Genomic DNA, 17,900 nt, shown 5'->3' with positions numbered 1-17,900 from the left:
GACGTGTGTCGCGAATTGGTTGTCGGACTGTTTTTGGAGTATAGATGTGCAAACTTCTAATAAGAACGCACATAAAAGCCGGTCCATCATGCAAAAAAACATCACGTCTCTAGGCTCGTTGAACTGGGATGACCTCAAGTTTTTCCTTGAAGTCGCCCGCACCCGCAAGGCCAGCACCGCAGCCAAGCGCCTGGCGGTCGACTACACCACCGTGTCGCGGCGCATCAGCTCGCTGGAAGCGGCGTTGGGCACTTTGCTGTTCGAGAAATCCCGGACCAGCGGTTTTGTCCTGACCGCCGAAGGCCAGCGGCTGCTCGGTTACGCCGAGTCGATTGAAAGCACGCTGCACATGGCCTGCGAACAGGTGTCAGGTTCTGGCGTGGCCTTGTCGGGGCATGTGCGCATGGGCTGCACCGAAGGCTTCGGCAGCTTTTTCATCACCCCGCAGCTGAGCCATTTCGTCGACGCCTACCCGGCAATCTCCGTGGACATCCTGCCGCTGCCGCACTTCATCAGCCTGTCCAAGCGCGAGGCGGACATCGTCATCGCGTTGGAGCGCCCGGAGCATGGTCCGTACGTCTGCTGCAAACTCTGCGACTACAAATTACAGCTCTACGCGACGCAGGATTATCTCGACAAGCACCCACCGATCCGCCGCCCGGCTGACTTGGGTAAACATTCATTCATTAGTTACGTCGACGATCTGGCGTTCAGTTCGGAGCTGCTGTACCTGGCGAATGTGTTGCCCGGTGCCAGTGCCAACCTGCGCAGCACCAGCGTGATCGCGCAATTCGTGGCCGCGCAGCAAGGGCGGTCGCTGGCGATTCTGCCGTGCTTCCTGGCGGCCCAGGATCCGCGGTTACTGCCGGTGTTGCCGGAGGAGATCAACATCACTCGACAGTTCTGGATGTACTGCCGCGAGGACCTGCGCAAACTCAAGCGGATCACTCTGCTGTGGGATTACATCCGCGCGGTCACCGAGAAGAATCAGGGGCTGTTGATGGGTGAAAGTCGGGAGATGCTGTTCGCCGATTAGTCGGCGCCCAACTCCAGCATCAACCCGCTCAAGCGCTTGACCTTGCGCCGCACCGCCTCTTCGAATACGCCGGGACGCGGCTCGATCAGGGTGAACCAGTTTTTCGCCCGGGTAATTCCGGTATAGATCAATTCCTTGGTGAGTACTGGGTTCAGGGCATCCGGCAGAATCAACGCCGTATGGGCAAATTCCGAGCCCTGGGATTTGTGCACCGTCATGGCGTACACGGTTTCGACATCATTGAGCCGGCTCGGCAGAACAAAACGTACGCCGCCCTGACCATCATTACGCGGGAACGCCACACGCAGCACCTGCTTCCCAACCTCTGGCCCCTCGCGCTCCGGCAGCTTGAGGGCAATGCCGATGTCGCCGTTCATCAATCCCAGACCATAGTCGTTGCGGGTCATCAGCACTGGCCGACCTTCGTACCACTGCTGGTCGCTGTCGATCAGCCGAGCCTTGAGCAGCGCGGCGGTCACGCGTTGATTCAAACCTTCAACGCCCCACGGCCCTTTGCGTACGGCGCACAACAGCTGGAAAGCGTCGAAGGCTTGCAACACCTGCCGGGCCCAATCGGTCCAGCAGGGATCATCAAGCGTGCTGTCGAGCGGTGGTCGCAGGCTGCGCAAGAGACTCAGGTAATGGCGATAACCCTGCGGTCCATCGCCATGCCCCTCAAGCAGCAAGCGTTCGAGCGCCCGGTCCTGCTCCCCCTTGAGGGACAGGGAAAACACGTCGTCATGGCTTCGAGCCGCCAACAACTTGCGGGCTTCCTCGGGTTGCTGCTGGTTGACCCAACGAGCCAGTTGGCCGATGCCGCTGCCCTCGCCGAACCGGCGTGAATGACGCAGCATCACAACTTGCTGGGCCAGCGGATGAGTGCCCTGGGTGTCTTCCTGCAAACCGCTGGCATCCAAATTTTCACCACTGACCGCTTGCAGCCACAGGCGAGTCTGTGGGCTGTACCAACCGGCCTCGGCGTCGCGGCACAGGTCACCCAGAACGGCGCCGGCCTCCACCGATGCCAGTTGGTCCTTGTCACCGAGCAGCACCAGACGGGCATGGGCCGGCAACGCATCGAGCAGGTTGGCCATCATTTCCAGATCGATCATCGAGGCTTCGTCCACCACCAAGACATCCAGCGGCAAGCGATTACCGGCGTGGTGACGGAAGTGTCGAGTACCGGGACGACTGCCGAGCAGACGGTGCACGGTGGTGACGTCTGACGGGATCTTCACTCGTACGGTTTCATCGACTTCCAGGGTTCTGACCTGCTGACTGATGGACTCCGTCAGTCGGGCTGCAGCCTTGCCGGTGGGTGCTGCGAGACGGATGCGCAACGGTTTGCCGGCCTCCACCGCTGGCGCCTGGAGTAACGCCAGCAAACGCACGACCGTCGTCGTCTTGCCGGTCCCCGGGCCACCGGTAACGATGCTGAATGCGCTGCGGGTGGCGAGGGCACAGGCGAGTTTCTGCCAGTCAATCACTTCACCGGGCTTGGCTGGGCCGAACAAGCTAGTGAGGCGTTGGGACAAATCATCCGGCGTGGTTTCGTGTTCCACCAGGCGTTGGCGCAGCGAGGTGTCGATACGCCGTTCGTAAGCCCAGTAGCGACGCAAGTACAGGCGTTTGCCCGATAACACCAATGGCCGATGCTGCGCCGCCTCGCGACCGTCGACCGCCAAAGCGACCAGACTGCTGGAGGCCAGGACCTTGCACCAATGGGCACCGTCCAGCGCCTCAAGCAGTTGCGACGGCAGCAACATCGCACCACTTTGCACATCACCTTCCGGTGGCAGCGACAGGGCGAAGTCTGGTTCCTTGAGCGTCTCGAACACATCCAGGCACACATGACCGTGGCCCAGTTGATGGCTGGCCAACGCGGCGGCCAGCAGCACCAGTGGATCATCGCCGGGAGCGAGCTCATGAAGAAAAGCGACGAAGGCTTTGTCCAGCGCTCGCAGCCAGCCGCGCTCAACCCAGCGTGTCAGCAATAGCAGCAAGTCATCGGCGCGACTCAACGGCGCCAGATCCGCCAGGCTTTCGGCTGTCAACGAAGTGGGCAGCAAATCAGCGAAGGTGCGACTCATAGCAAAACTCCCTGTTCCCAGGCGGGTTCGGCCTTGGGTTCTGGCTTGCCCTGGAACAGCCGGTCCAGACGTTCGATCAGCTCTCTTGGAGGACGGGCGAAATACACGCCCTGACTGGACGCACGCGTACCGCGCAGGAACAGATACAGCGCACCACCGACATGGCGGTCGTAATCGTAATCGGCAAGTCGCGCCTTGAGTTGGCGATGCAAGGCCAACAGATACAGCACGTATTGCAGGTCGTAACGGTTGTCGAGAATCGACTGCTCCATGGCCTGCTCGGTATAGGCCGCGTCATCGACGCCCAGCCAGTTGGATTTGTAGTCGGCGACGTAGTAGCGGCCGTCGTGCTCGAACGTCAGGTCGATGAAGCCTTTGAACATGCCATTGAGCAACACCGGCTCGGCAGCCACCCGGGCCACGCCGTTGTGGGTGTATTGACGCACCAGTTCATCGAGCTTGAGCACATCGACCTTATGACTGGCGAACCAGAACTCCATCTCGACCCGGTATTGGGTGAGCCGCTCGAATACCACGGGGGCCTGCCCGCCGCCGATATGCAGCGGGGACGTAAGCAGATGCTGCAGCCAGTCGCTCAGGGCGGTGATCCAGCCCTCCCAGCCACGGCGGTTGCAGCGACGGGCAATGGCATCTTCCACCGTTTGCGGCGTGGCGACAAAACCCTCATCACCCGCCCATTCGAGCAAACCATGGAGAAAGGTGCCGGGGTTCGGCCCACGAGGGAATCGATGGATATCAGCACCGCCGGCCACCACTTCTCGTGGTGCCTGGGGATCGAGGCGTTCGTCGTCGAAGAGCTTTTGCGCTTGTGGGCTCTCCGGCGCTTCATCAGTGCCCACGCTCATGCTGTCGCCAATGCGCAGGGCACTGTAGGAAGCAATCCACCAGTTTTCGCTGGCCTTGCGTTTGGGTATCAGCGGAGCAAGCAACGTCGCATCGTTGTGTGGCGGATGGTAGTGCTCGACGGTCGCTTCAGGCATTTCACCGTAGTTCAGCGCAGGACAGTCCTGCTGCAGGTCTTCCAGCCAACGCTTCAAACCTGCCGACTCGGCCAATGGCGCTCCGCCGCCCAGCAGATAACCCAATGCCGACAGGTGCAGCACCGAGCTGTTGTTATTGCCGCGTTTGAGATCAGTCACTCCGAGCCAGCAGGCGTGTTGCGCCCGGGTCAGGGCCACGTAAAGCAAGCGCAAATCTTCGGCAAGACGCTCATCATCCGCCTGAACAATCAACTCGGCCGTCGGCTTCAAGGTCACTTGGGCCTTGCCCGTGGCGTCGTGGTAATGCAATGGCAGACGGCTGCCATCCACCGGTTTCGCCGAGCAAATGAACGGCAGGAACACCAAGGGATACTCAAGCCCCTTGGACTTGTGAATGGTCACGACTTTGACCAGTTGTTCGTCACTCTCCAGACGCAGGATCTGCTCTTCGCCGGCCTGACCGGACAACGCCAGATGCTCGGACAAATGACGGATCAGCGCTTGTTCACCATCGAGTTCGGCGGCCGCTTGTTGCAGCAATTCGGACAAGTGCAGCAAATTGGTCAGCACCCGCTCGCCGTCACTGCGCGTGATCAATGTCTGAGGCAGCTGGAAGTCATGCAGCAATCGCCGCAGCATGGGCAACACGCCCTGCTTGCGCCAGAGCTCGCGATAATGGCGGAACTGCATGACCCGCGCTTCCCAGGCCAGTTCGTCCTGATTCAGCCGCTCCAGTTCAGCCAGTGACAGGTTCAGCGTGATGCAGGCCAACGCGGCTCGCAGCGGGCGCTCGACATCCGGCTCGGCACAAGCCTTGAGCCAGGTCAGTAGATCGTGGGCTTCCTGGGCGGCGAACACCGAGTCCTTGTCCGACAGATAGACGCTGCGCACGCCACGCGCGGAGAGTTCGCCGCGCACAGCCTGGGCCTCTTTACCGTCGCGGACCAGGATCGCGATATCCGCTGGCAGCAGCCCTCTGAAGTCCTTGCCGTCCTGGATGAAACCCGCGCGACCTTGTTGCCCGCCGTTGAGCAAAGCGGTGATTTCACTGGCGCAGGCAGCGGCGAGTTGTTGTCGGTACACCGCGCCGGACAGCGGCTGATCGGCAGACAGGTGCCAAATGTTCAGGGCTGGCACGACCTGGCCGTCAATGTGCAGAATTTCTTTGCGCCCTTGGGATTCGACGGGCAGGAACGGTACCGGGTTCTCACCGCTCTTTTCACGAAACAGGAACGCGCCTCGCCCGGTCTCGCGAGACTCGGCACGCTCGAATACATGGTTCACGGCATTGACCATGCCATGGCTGGAACGGAAATTCGTACCCAGGGTGTGCAATCGGCCAGCGGTGGCCTGGCGGGCGCGCAAGTAGGTGTAGATGTCGGCACCGCGGAATGCGTAGATCGCTTGCTTGGGGTCGCCGATCAGGAACAGACCGCATTCGGGATTGTTGTCTTCGATGCGATAGATGCTCTCGAAGATCCGGTACTGCACTGGGTCGGTGTCCTGGAACTCGTCGATCAGCGCCACCGGGAACTGCTCGCGAATCAGGGTCGCTAGCCGCTCACCGCCATCGGACTGCAACGCTGCATCGAGGCGCAGCAACATGTCATCGAAGCCCATCTCCGCACGGCGACGCTTTTCTTCCTCGAACCGTGTACCGACCCACTGGGCGGCGTGTTGCAGCACGGCGGCATCAGGTGTCGGCAATCCATCGAGACTGGCCTTGAGGCCGGGCATGGCGTCCAGCCCGGGATGACTGGGTGCTTCGCCCTTCCAGGCTTCAGCCATACCCTCGGGAGTCAGGCGCGTGAATCCGGTGCCAATATCCAGTTGCTCAAGGGATTCGTCTTCAGCCCAGGCCCTGATCTTTTCGAACCAGGGCTCGAAATAGCGCGCCTGCATCTTGCGCCCGTCGACACTCTTGCTCGCAACACCCTGGTGACAGATGGCAAGCAATTCGTCCGCCCACTGGCGCCAGGGCATCTTGAGTTCGAGCAAGGCTGCCCGTCGCTCTTGCAGACACTCCGTGATCAGCTCGGCAGGCTCTTTACCTTCAACACTGTCTCGCTCACTGGCGAACAAACCACGTACTCGCGGCAGTAAAGCCGCTGGACCGCCCCAATTTCCGCGCACCCAGTTCAGCGCATCGCCTTGCATCGGGTAGCAAAACAGGCGCCAGTAATCGCGCAGGACTTCGCCCAGCAAATCGCTGTGATCGGTTTCCAGGGTTTGTGTAAACAGGCTGCCACTGTCGAACGCGTGTTCGCGCAACATACGCTGACACCAACTGTGGATAGTTGAAACTGCCGCCTCGTCCATCCACTGCGCGGCGATGTCCAGGCGGTTCGCGCACCCGGACCACTGCTCGGGAAGGTACTCCTCACGAAGCTCCGCGATTAGGCTATCGGGCGCCGGTGTTTCATCGCGAAAAAACCGCGCAGCTTCAGCAAGACGCGTGCGGATGCGTTCGCGCAATTCTTTGGTCGCGGCATCGGTGAACGTCACAACGAGGATTTGCGGCGGCAACAGCTCACGTCCGAAGCCACTCGACTCTGCGCCGTGGCCAAGGACCAGGCGCAGATACAGCGCGGAAATGGTGAAGGTCTTGCCGGTCCCGGCGCTCGCTTCGATCAGTTGGCTGCCGCGCAGGGGAAATGCCAAGGCCAGAGGTTTCGTGCTCATCAGCGCGCCTCCTCGCTGTTCAATGAACGCCAAGGCGCTTCAAGCAACGGCCGGTACAACGCGTTGCACCAATCCGGGAACGTTTCGTCTGCGACAAGCGTGTCGAAGTCGGCGAACTGCCGTGCGAGTGCCGGGCTTTCGCGACGCTCGCCGTCGGTGGTCAGGCCATCGCCTTCATACGCCTTGCGGGCGGCGGCCTGGGCTTTGACCGGATCAGTTTGACCAAGCCATGCGAAGCCGGTCTTCACTGCAATCGGCAGCGGTTGACGCATGCCGGTTTGCCAAGCCATTAACAAGTCACCCAGTATCCGCAACGCTGCACCCTCCTCCATCGGACCGAGTAGCAGACTGTCGTCACTGGCCACCAACGCGGTGGTCATCGCCATACCACTGGCGCAGGCAACCAGATGATTGACCCATGGTCGTGTCAGCCGATGCCATTTGCGCGACTTGATTGAGCCGATGCTGTTGGGGATTGTAGTGACTGATAGCAAACCACCGTCCGCACGTTGATGCAGGCCGCTGAGCCAACCTTCCAGGCGCAGCCCCTGCAACTCCAGATTCACTGGCAGAGCGTTGGTGAGCGGCGTTGGCCATAACGCCAAAAGCTGTTGGTAACGCTGCAACAGATCCGGCAACGGTTCGATCAACTCTCGCTGAAGGCATTCGCCGAATCCGGCCATAGGCAGAAGCCCACTGTTTTGCAGGCGTTTTGCCTGCGCTTCCAGTACCTGATCAGTGCTATCCAGATGCCCCAGCGCCGCTTCGAGCAAGCTGTCGCTGAGGCTGTAACGTTGCAACGCGTCGAGTACAAATGGCTCTTCATCAGCCAAGGGCACTTCAGCCGATTCGAAGTACACCTTCAGTCGCTGACTGAAGAAATGCCGCACAGGATTACGCAGGAAGTCCTGCAGTTGACCGAGACTCAGCGGCTCCTCCTGAACGTAGGGATCAAGTACCTCAACATCAGTCGACGGCTCACTGGTTTGATGCAGCACCTGCCATTCATTCGCGTAGCTGAACAACTCATCACCTTCATGGAAGTAGCGGGAGCTGAACGGTTGCAGTGGATGTTCCTGAGTGATGGCCTCAAGCAGATCTTCGTCGACATCATGCAGTCGCCAACCGCTGGCCAGATGATCTCGCAATTGGCCAATCAATACCGACGCCGGACGTTCACTGTTATCGCGAATGCTGCGACCGACCCAGCTGATATAGAGTTGGTCACGTGCCGACAACAGGGCTTCCAACAGCAGATAGCGGTCATCTTCACGTCGGGAGCGATCGCCAGGGCGGTAATCACTGCCCATGAGGTCGAAGTCCAGTGGCGGCTGTGCCCGCGGGTAGTCCCCGTCATTCATGCCCAGCAGGCAGACCAGTTTGAACGGGATCGCTCGCATGGGCATCAAGGTGCAGAAGTTAACCGCACCGGCCAGAAAACGCTGGGACAGGCGGCCTTGGTCAAGGCCGGCGAGCCAGGCTTCACGGACCACGGTCAACGGCAGTTCATCATGCAAGCCTACTGACTCGCACGTCTCAAGCCAGGTTTCACGCAGCTCTTCGAGTTGGGCCAACACGTAGTCGTCATGCTCGTTACTGGCCAGGAAAAACAACTGAACCAGTGCGTGCAATCGAAAGCCCCATTGTTTGGGAGCTGCGGGTTGAGAGAGTTCCTGGTGGGCAATTTCCAATGCATCCAGCAGCGCGACCAAAGGACCAATGAGCGCGGCATCCAGACCACCGATCTCGTCGTAGGGTTCGATACCCTCGCAAGCACTGGCACTGCCCACGGCATAACCGAGCAGCATCCGTCGCAGGCCGAAACGCCAACTGTTTTGTTCCAGCTCCTGCGGCAAGCCGAGACCCGCGCGCTGCTCGGCATTCATGCCCCAGCGGATGCCTGCTCCTTCGATCCAGCGGTGCAGAGTCGGCAGATCACGATCCTCTACACCGAAGCGAGCACGTAGTGCAGGAACATCCAGCAGATCGAGGATCTCGCTCACGGGGAAACGGCTGTCGGGCAGCTTGAGCAAATGTTCGATAGCAATCAGTAACGGGTCACGACCACGCTGGCCTTGATCGGCGAGCGTGAAGGGAATGAAACGCGGATCGTGGCGTTCAAGCTGCGCAAATACCGCACGAATATGCGGTGCGTAGCTGTCGATGTCCGGGACCATCACGATCACATCGCGAGGCCTTAATTCCGGATCAGCACTGAAGCGTGCGAGCAACTGGTCGTGGAGGATCTCCACTTCACGCTGGGCACTATGGGCAATGTGAAAACGGATCGACTCGTCCTTTGCCGGATCGACAGCTGGCCAGCGCTCGCGAGTCTCGTTCAAGGGACGCAATTCAAGAATGTCGTCCTGCAATTGATTGAGCATATTCTGTGGCTGGCTATCGCTGAACAGGTCGATACGGCCATCGCGGAATGCCGAGCGGTAGCTGTTGGGATCGTCGTAGCTGTCGAGCAGATTGATATAGTCCCGCCCCTGCTTGCCCCACGCCGCCAGCAGTGGATGGGCATGCTGGTGAAGGGTTTGCGGGTCGAGCACAACCGGCATTCCGCTCTTGCGAGCCTGACGTTTGTACTGATGCCGCAACAGGTCTTTATCGGCGACGATGTCCGCCCAATGGTGACGACACGGGTTGTGTACGCAGAGCAGAACCTGGCTGAAGCGGGCCAGCCCCGCCAGTGCTTCCAGGGCTTGAGCGGGCAGAGAAGAAATCCCGAAAACGATTACCCGTGAAGGCAATCCGCTGGGAGCTACGTCGAGGCTGTTGATGCGTTCGATAAACCGTTGATGGACGCCGGCTCGGCTTTGCGCCATGCCTTGTTCACCCACATCCAGCAACAGCGCACGCCACAACTCTGCCTGCCAGCAGTTAGCCGGGGTCAGAGGTTTGGTTTCACCTCTGCCATTTCGTAATTGATGGCGACCTTCTGCCCAGTCTTCAAGCCAGTCGGCCCTGTACACCTGATATTGGTCGAACAGATCCGCCAGTCGTTCCGCCAATTGATAGCGTTTACGTAAGTCTGTGTCATTCGTAAGGAAGCGCTGCAGGGGTTCGAAGTGCGGTTGGTTGATCAACTGCGGAAGCAGACGCATCAGACGCCAGGTCAAGGGAGCTTTATCGAGCAGGGATTTGACCGGGATTTCGTCACGTCCAAGCACCATGCGATAGAGCTGCCACATGAAGCTACCCGGTAACTGCACATCGATGGCTGCTGCGATTCCGCAGCCGCCCATGTCATCGTCTTCAGGGTCTTCTGCCAGTGCCAGCTTCAGCCATTGGGCGATGCCGTTGCTCTGTACCAGGGCAATTTCATTTTCCAAGGGAGCCAGCGGGTAACGCCGCATCCAGCTGACCACCAGGCTGCGCAACTCGTCCAGGCGGTTGCCGTGAACCACCATAAAACCAGCACTGAGGGACGTCGCGTCCGGCATAAAGGCTTCCTTGGGAAAATACAAAAGCTAGGGCCGAACCTTAGCATTGTCGGGAGACTGTGACAGCCGGGAGCCGTCCGGTATTGCTGTGAGAACTTTCCTGCGGACAAAACAAAACCCCTACCTGCATACGCAGATAGGGGTTTCGGAATTTAATCTTGACGATGACCTACTCTCACATGGGGAAACCCCACACTACCATCGGCGATGCATCGTTTCACTGCTGAGTTCGGGATGGGATCAGGTGGTTCCAATGCTCTATGGTCGTCAAGAAATTCGGGTACTGAGTCGTGACCTGTTGGTCTCGCTTCAGCAAATTGGGTATGTGACAGCAGGTGTTTTGTGAGTATCTCGAACTTTCGGTTCGTTTCGTCTTCACACACCGCAATCTGGTGCCTTTTCAGGTCAGCAAATTGCTTGGGTGTTATATGGTCAAGCCTCACGGGCAATTAGTATTGGTTAGCTCAACGCCTCACAGCGCTTACACACCCAACCTATCAACGTCGTAGTCTTCGACGGCCCTTCAGGGGACTCAAGGTCCCAGTGAGATCTCATCTTGAGGCTAGTTTCCCGCTTAGATGCTTTCAGCGGTTATCTATTCCGAACATAGCTACCCGGCAATGCCACTGGCGTGACAACCGGAACACCAGAGGTTCGTCCACTCCGGTCCTCTCGTACTAGGAGCAGCCCCTCTCAAATCTCAAACGTCCACGGCAGATAGGGACCGAACTGTCTCACGACGTTCTAAACCCAGCTCGCGTACCACTTTAAATGGCGAACAGCCATACCCTTGGGACCGGCTTCAGCCCCAGGATGTGATGAGCCGACATCGAGGTGCCAAACACCGCCGTCGATATGAACTCTTGGGCGGTATCAGCCTGTTATCCCCGGAGTACCTTTTATCCGTTGAGCGATGGCCCTTCCATACAGAACCACCGGATCACTAAGACCTACTTTCGTACCTGCTCGACGTGTCTGTCTCGCAGTCAAGCGCGCTTTTGCCTTTATACTCTACGACCGATTTCCGACCGGTCTGAGCGCACCTTCGTACTCCTCCGTTACTCTTTAGGAGGAGACCGCCCCAGTCAAACTACCCACCATACACTGTCCTCGATCCGGATAACGGACCTGAGTTAGAACCTCAAAGTTGCCAGGGTGGTATTTCAAGGTTGGCTCCACGCGAACTGGCGTCCACGCTTCAAAGCCTCCCACCTATCCTACACAAGCAAATTCAAAGTCCAGTGCAAAGCTATAGTAAAGGTTCACGGGGTCTTTCCGTCTAGCCGCGGATACACTGCATCTTCACAGCGATTTCAATTTCACTGAGTCTCGGGTGGAGACAGCGCCGCCATCGTTACGCCATTCGTGCAGGTCGGAACTTACCCGACAAGGAATTTCGCTACCTTAGGACCGTTATAGTTACGGCCGCCGTTTACCGGGGCTTCGATCAAGAGCTTCGCGTTAGCTAACCCCATCAATTAACCTTCCGGCACCGGGCAGGCGTCACACCCTATACGTCCACTTTCGTGTTTGCAGAGTGCTGTGTTTTTAATAAACAGTCGCAGCGGCCTGGTATCTTCGACCGGCATGGGCTTACGCAGTAAATGCTTCACCCTCACCGGCGCACCTTCTCCCGAAGTTACGGTGCCATTTTGCCTAGTTCCTTCACCCGAGTTCTCTCAAGCGCCTTGGTATTCTCTACCCAACCACCTGTGTCGGTTTGGGGTACGGTTCCTGGTTACCTGAAGCTTAGAAGCTTTTCTTGGAAGCATGGCATCAACCACTTCGTCACCCAAAGGGTAACTCGTCATCAGCTCTCGGCCTTAGAATCCCGGATTTACCTAAGATTCCAGCCTACCACCTTAAACTTGGACAACCAACGCCAAGCTGGCCTAGCCTTCTCCGTCCCTCCATCGCAATAACCAGAAGTACAGGAATATTAACCTGTTTTCCATCGACTACGCTTTTCAGCCTCGCCTTAGGGACCGACTAACCCTGCGTCGATTAACGTTGCGCAGGAAACCTTGGTCTTTCGGCGTGGGTGTTTTTCACACCCATTGTCGTTACTCATGTCAGCATTCGCACTTCTGATACCTCCAGCAAGCTTCTCAACTCACCTTCACAGGCTTACAGAACGCTCCTCTACCGCATCACCTAAGTGATACCCGTAGCTTCGGTGTATGGTTTGAGCCCCGTTACATCTTCCGCGCAGGCCGACTCGACTAGTGAGCTATTACGCTTTCTTTAAAGGGTGGCTGCTTCTAAGCCAACCTCCTAGCTGTCTAAGCCTTCCCACATCGTTTCCCACTTAACCATAACTTTGGGACCTTAGCTGACGGTCTGGGTTGTTTCCCTTTTCACGACGGACGTTAGCACCCGCCGTGTGTCTCCCATGCTCGGCACTTGTAGGTATTCGGAGTTTGCATCGGTTTGGTAAGTCGGGATGACCCCCTAGCCGAAACAGTGCTCTACCCCCTACAGTGATACATGAGGCGCTACCTAAATAGCTTTCGAGGAGAACCAGCTATCTCCGAGCTTGATTAGCCTTTCACTCCGATCCACAGGTCATCCGCTAACTTTTCAACGGTAGTCGGTTCGGTCCTCCAGTTAGTGTTACCCAACCTTCAACCTGCCCATGGATAGATCGCCCGGTTTCGGGTCTATTCCCAGCGACTAGACGCCCTATTAAGACTCGCTTTCGCTACGCCTCCCCTATTCGGTTAAGCTCGCCACTGAAAATAAGTCGCTGACCCATTATACAAAAGGTACGCAGTCACCCAACAAAGTGGGCTCCCACTGCTTGTACGCATACGGTTTCAGGATCTATTTCACTCCCCTCTCCGGGGTTCTTTTCGCCTTTCCCTCACGGTACTAGTTCACTATCGGTCAGTCAGTAGTATTTAGCCTTGGAGGATGGTCCCCCCATATTCAGACAAAGTTTCTCGTGCTCCGTCCTACTCGATTTCATGACTAAGAGATTTTCGCGTACAGGGCTATCACCCACTATGGCCGCACTTTCCAGAGCGTTCCGCTAATCTCAAAGCCACTTAAGGGCTAGTCCCCGTTCGCTCGCCACTACTAAGGGAATCTCGGTTGATTTCTTTTCCTCAGGGTACTTAGATGTTTCAGTTCCCCTGGTTCGCCTCTTAAGCCTATGTATTCAGCTTAAGATAACCATCTTATGATGGCTGGGTTCCCCCATTCAGACATCTCCGGATCAAAGTCTGTTTGCCGACTCCCCGAAGCTTTTCGCAGGCTACCACGTCTTTCATCGCCTCTGACTGCCAAGGCATCCACCGTATGCGCTTCTTCACTTGACCATATAACCCCAAGCAATCTGGTTATACTGTGAAGACGACATTCGCCGAAAATTCGATAATACTCAATTAAGAGCAACTCACAAATTTTACCTTAGCCTGATCCGTTACCAGTGAAAGTAACGTTCAGTCTATCTTTCTATCACATACCCAAATTTTTAAAGAACGATCTAGCCAAAGACTAGAAATCAACATTCACCATCATCACGATGGAATGCTCATTTCTAAGCTTTCAACAAACAGAAGCAGTAGTGGTGGAGCCAAACGGGATCGAACCGTTGACCTCCTGCGTGCAAGGCAGGCGCTCTCCCAGCTGAGCTATGGCCCCGTATTTCTACAGGTTCCCACACAAAATTGGTGGGTCTGGGCAGATTCGAACTGCCGACCTCACCCTTATCAGGGGTGCGCTCTAACCAACTGAGCTACAGACCCAATTTCGAGCTTTAAGGCCGACCTCACCCTGCTCTTTACCACAGAGCATGGGGTGCGTTCCAACCAACTAAGCTACAACCTGTTAGGGCTGCTTCTTATCGTCTTCTTCAATGAATCAAGCAATTCGTGTGGGAGCTTATGGAGCAGCTGATGTCGTCGATTAAGGAGGTGATCCAGCCGCAGGTTCCCCTACGGCTACCTTGTTACGACTTCACCCCAGTCATGAATCACACCGTGGTAACCGTCCTCCCGAAGGTTAGACTAGCTACTTCTGGTGCAACCCACTCCCATGGTGTGACGGGCGGTGTGTACAAGGCCCGGGAACGTATTCACCGCGACATTCTGATTCGCGATTACTAGCGATTCCGACTTCACGCAGTCGAGTTGCAGACTGCGATCCGGACTACGATCGGTTTTCTGGGATTAGCTCCACCTCGCGGCTTGGCAACCCTCTGTACCGACCATTGTAGCACGTGTGTAGCCCAGGCCGTAAGGGCCATGATGACTTGACGTCATCCCCACCTTCCTCCGGTTTGTCACCGGCAGTCTCCTTAGAGTGCCCACCATTACGTGCTGGTAACTAAGGACAAGGGTTGCGCTCGTTACGGGACTTAACCCAACATCTCACGACACGAGCTGACGACAGCCATGCAGCACCTGTCTCAATGTTCCCGAAGGCACTCCGCTATCTCTAGCAGATTCATTGGATGTCAAGGCCTGGTAAGGTTCTTCGCGTTGCTTCGAATTAAACCACATGCTCCACCGCTTGTGCGGGCCCCCGTCAATTCATTTGAGTTTTAACCTTGCGGCCGTACTCCCCAGGCGGTCAACTTAATGCGTTAGCTGCGCCACTAAGAGCTCAAGGCTCCCAACGGCTAGTTGACATCGTTTACGGCGTGGACTACCAGGGTATCTAATCCTGTTTGCTCCCCACGCTTTCGCACCTCAGTGTCAGTATCAGTCCAGGTGGTCGCCTTCGCCACTGGTGTTCCTTCCTATATCTACGCATTTCACCGCTACACAGGAAATTCCACCACCCTCTACCATACTCTAGCTTGTCAGTTTTGAATGCAGTTCCCAGGTTGAGCCCGGGGATTTCACATCCAACTTAACAAACCACCTACGCGCGCTTTACGCCCAGTAATTCCGATTAACGCTTGCACCCTCTGTATTACCGCGGCTGCTGGCACAGAGTTAGCCGGTGCTTATTCTGTCGGTAACGTCAAGACACCAACGTATTAGGTTAATGCCCTTCCTCCCAACTTAAAGTGCTTTACAATCCGAAGACCTTCTTCACACACGCGGCATGGCTGGATCAGGCTTTCGCCCATTGTCCAATATTCCCCACTGCTGCCTCCCGTAGGAGTCTGGACCGTGTCTCAGTTCCAGTGTGACTGATCATCCTCTCAGACCAGTTACGGATCGTCGCCTTGGTGAGCCATTACCTCACCAACTAGCTAATCCGACCTAGGCTCATCTGATAGCGCAAGGCCCGAAGGTCCCCTGCTTTCTCCCGTAGGACGTATGCGGTATTAGCGTCCGTTTCCGAGCGTTATCCCCCACTACCAGGCAGATTCCTAGGCATTACTCACCCGTCCGCCGCTCGCCACCAGGTACAAGTACCCGTGCTGCCGCTCGACTTGCATGTGTTAGGCCTGCCGCCAGCGTTCAATCTGAGCCATGATCAAACTCTTCAGTTCAAACATCTTTGGGTTTTTAAGAAACCCTAAACTTGGCTCAGCAATCGTTGGTTACATCTTTGATTTCTCGCGGAGTAACTTGTGATGCTGATAATCTTGTTGACTATCAGTCTGACTCCACAAGCACCCACACGAATTGCTTGATTCAGTTGTTAAAGAGCGGTTGGTTAAGATCTTTCGTCTCAACCGAGGCGCGCATTCTACAGCAGCCTCTGTTGCTGTCAAGCGGTTATTTTCCGAAGTTTTCAAAATTTCCTTTGCAACTTCAACCACTTGCGCTTTCGATCTCTCGTTAGCGGGAGGCGAATTCTACAGCGTTAGTAGCTGCTGTCAACACCTCTTTTACACCGCTTTCGACCGAGAAGATCGAACCGTCAATCAAGCTAAACCACCCTGCCTGACCGACTCCTTCTGGGCTTCGATAAGCTGAAGCAACTCGCTGTCGAAAACTGCATAACTCATTGTTTACCAAGGAGTTTTCCGTTTCGACTGCGCCGGAAGTGGGGCGAATTATAGACTTCCAGAATCTGCCGTCAACACCTATCTTCATAATTCTGTCATATAGATAAAAACAGCCCCTAAACGCAAAGGCCGGCCCCAAGGGGCCGGCCTTCTTCCCTTCTACTTACAAGCTAGGGAATGCGAACTGCGAAGCTTCATGGCTCGCCCGCTGTGGCCAGCGCTGGGTAATGGCCTTGCGACGGGTGTAGAAACGCACGCCATCCGGACCATACGCATGCAAGTCGCCGAACAGCGAGCGCTTCCAGCCGCCAAAGCTGTGATAAGCCACCGGTACCGGCAGCGGTACGTTGACGCCGACCATACCGACTTCGATCTCGTCGCAGAACAAACGCGCCGCTTCCCCATCACGGGTAAAGATGCAGGTACCGTTGCCATACTCGTGATCGTTGATCAGCTGCATCGCCTCTTCCAGGCTGTTAACCCGGACAACGCACAGCACCGGTCCGAAGATCTCTTCTTTATAGATACGCATCTCCGGCGTGACGTTGTCGAACAGGCAGCCACCCAGGAAGAAACCTTCCTCATGACCGGCCACGCTCAGACCACGACCATCCACCACCAAGGTCGCACCAGAAGAAACACCGTCTTCTATATAGCCACTGACTTTATCGCGAGCCTGACCGGAAACCAGCGGCCCCATGTCCAGACCGCATGAAGTACCGGCACCGATTTTCAGCGCCTTGATCTGCGGTACCAGTTTGGCCACCAGCGCATCCGCCACCTGGTCACCGACGCACACAGCCACCGAGATCGCCATGCAACGTTCACCGCAAGAACCATAAGCCGCGCCCATCAATGCGCTGACCGCGTTATCCAGATCCGCATCCGGCATCAGCACCGCATGGTTCTTCGCGCCACCCAGTGCCTGAACGCGTTTGCCGCGCTTGGTGCCTTCGGCGTAGATGTACTCGGCAATCGGCGTCGAACCAACAAAGCTCAACGCTTTGACTTCTGGCGCTTCGATCAGCGCATCCACCGCAGCCTTGTCGCCGTGCACCACACTCAGCACACCTTTAGGCAGACCGGCTTCCACCAGCAATTGAGCGATCAACAGCGTGGAGCTTGGATCACGTTCAGAGGGTTTGAGGATAAAGCAGTTGCCGCAGACGATCGCCAGCGGATACATCCACAGCGGCACCATGGCCGGGAAGTTGAACGGCGTAATACCGGCCACCACGCCCAACGGCTGGAAGTCCGACCAGGCATCAATGTTCGGGCCGACGTTACGGCTGTATTCACCCTTGAGGATTTCCGGTGCAGCACAAGCGAACTCAACGTTCTCGATACCGCGCTTCAGTTCACCAGCAGCATCTTCCAGCGTCTTGCCGTGTTCTTCGCTGATCAGTTGAGCGATACGCGCTTCGTTCTGCTCCAGCAATTGCTTGAAGCGGAACATCACCTGCGCACGCTTGGCCGGCGGAGTGTTACGCCAAGCCGGGAACGCAGCCTTGGCCGAGTCGATGGCTTTTTGAATGGTTTCGCGGCCGGCCAACGGCAGCTTGTGGATCGCCTGGCCGGTAGACGGGTTGAACACATCGGCCGTGCGACCTTCTTCGGTCACCAGTTCGCCATTGATCAAATGCGGGATAAGGCTCATGCAGCACTCCTGAAAAGTTGTCCACGGGCGCCCTTCAAAGGGCGCCTTTCTTTCTATTAGAGGGAATAGAGGGA

At 56.9% G+C, this 17,900-nt stretch carries 5 protein-coding genes, 2 tRNA genes and 3 rRNA genes; 1 reads left to right on the top strand and 9 read right to left on the bottom strand.

All coding sequences use genetic code 11. The features are described 5' to 3' along the window. Positions 1 to 88 precede the first annotated feature (88 nt). Positions 89 to 1,036: a LysR family transcriptional regulator gene (locus AC3IUE_RS03545; RefSeq protein WP_046045738.1), complete on the top strand. Its 948-nt coding sequence runs from the start codon at positions 89 to 91 to the stop codon at positions 1,034 to 1,036. Here the strand turns inward: AC3IUE_RS03545 and recD are convergent. The 9 genes from recD to AC3IUE_RS03500 all read right to left on the bottom strand — a co-directional run bounded on the left by recD (position 1,033) and on the right by AC3IUE_RS03500 (position 17,826). Beyond that, positions 1,033 to 3,126 (bottom strand): exodeoxyribonuclease V subunit alpha, encoded by a 2,094-nt coding sequence (gene recD / locus AC3IUE_RS03540; RefSeq protein WP_489265591.1) that lies wholly within the window; start codon positions 3,124 to 3,126, stop codon positions 1,033 to 1,035. The two genes, AC3IUE_RS03545 and recD, sit on opposite strands and share 4 nt — an antisense overlap. Beyond that, positions 3,123 to 6,809, bottom strand: a complete 3,687-nt coding sequence (gene recB, locus AC3IUE_RS03535) for an exodeoxyribonuclease V subunit beta (RefSeq protein ID WP_489265589.1) — start codon at positions 6,807 to 6,809, stop codon at positions 3,123 to 3,125. Before recB ends, recD begins: the two co-directional genes overlap by 4 nt. Then, positions 6,809 to 10,258 carry an exodeoxyribonuclease V subunit gamma gene (recC, locus tag AC3IUE_RS03530; RefSeq protein ID WP_489265587.1) on the bottom strand — a complete coding sequence of 1,150 codons (3,450 nt, stop codon included), beginning with the start codon at positions 10,256 to 10,258 and terminating at the stop codon, positions 6,809 to 6,811. The genes recB and recC overlap by 1 nt, the downstream gene beginning before the upstream one ends. Before the next feature lie 156 nt (positions 10,259 to 10,414). After that, a 5S ribosomal RNA gene (rrf, locus tag AC3IUE_RS03525) occupies positions 10,415 to 10,530 on the bottom strand. Between the two features lie 156 nt (positions 10,531 to 10,686). Further along, a 23S ribosomal RNA gene (locus AC3IUE_RS03520) occupies positions 10,687 to 13,578 on the bottom strand. Positions 13,579 to 13,827: 249 nt separating this feature from the next. Beyond that, positions 13,828 to 13,903: transfer RNA gene (locus tag AC3IUE_RS03515), tRNA-Ala, on the bottom strand. Between the two features lie 27 nt (positions 13,904 to 13,930). Beyond that, positions 13,931 to 14,007: transfer RNA gene (locus tag AC3IUE_RS03510), tRNA-Ile, on the bottom strand. A gap of 161 nt (positions 14,008 to 14,168) precedes the next feature. Then, positions 14,169 to 15,707: ribosomal RNA gene (locus AC3IUE_RS03505) — 16S ribosomal RNA — on the bottom strand. Together the 16S, 23S and 5S rRNA genes with 2 tRNA genes alongside form the textbook arrangement of a ribosomal RNA operon. 625 nt (positions 15,708 to 16,332) lie before the next feature. After that, the gene (locus AC3IUE_RS03500; RefSeq protein ID WP_489265585.1) at positions 16,333 to 17,826 is read right to left on the bottom strand and encodes a CoA-acylating methylmalonate-semialdehyde dehydrogenase; all 1,494 of its coding nucleotides are present in this window, start codon (positions 17,824 to 17,826) and stop codon (positions 16,333 to 16,335) included. Between the last annotated feature and the right edge of the window lie 74 nt (positions 17,827 to 17,900).

The organism is Pseudomonas sp. GL_093, from assembly GCF_057837605.1.
The sequence above is the reverse complement of the archived record's forward strand: the minus strand, read 5'-3'. Positions and strand labels throughout refer to the sequence as shown.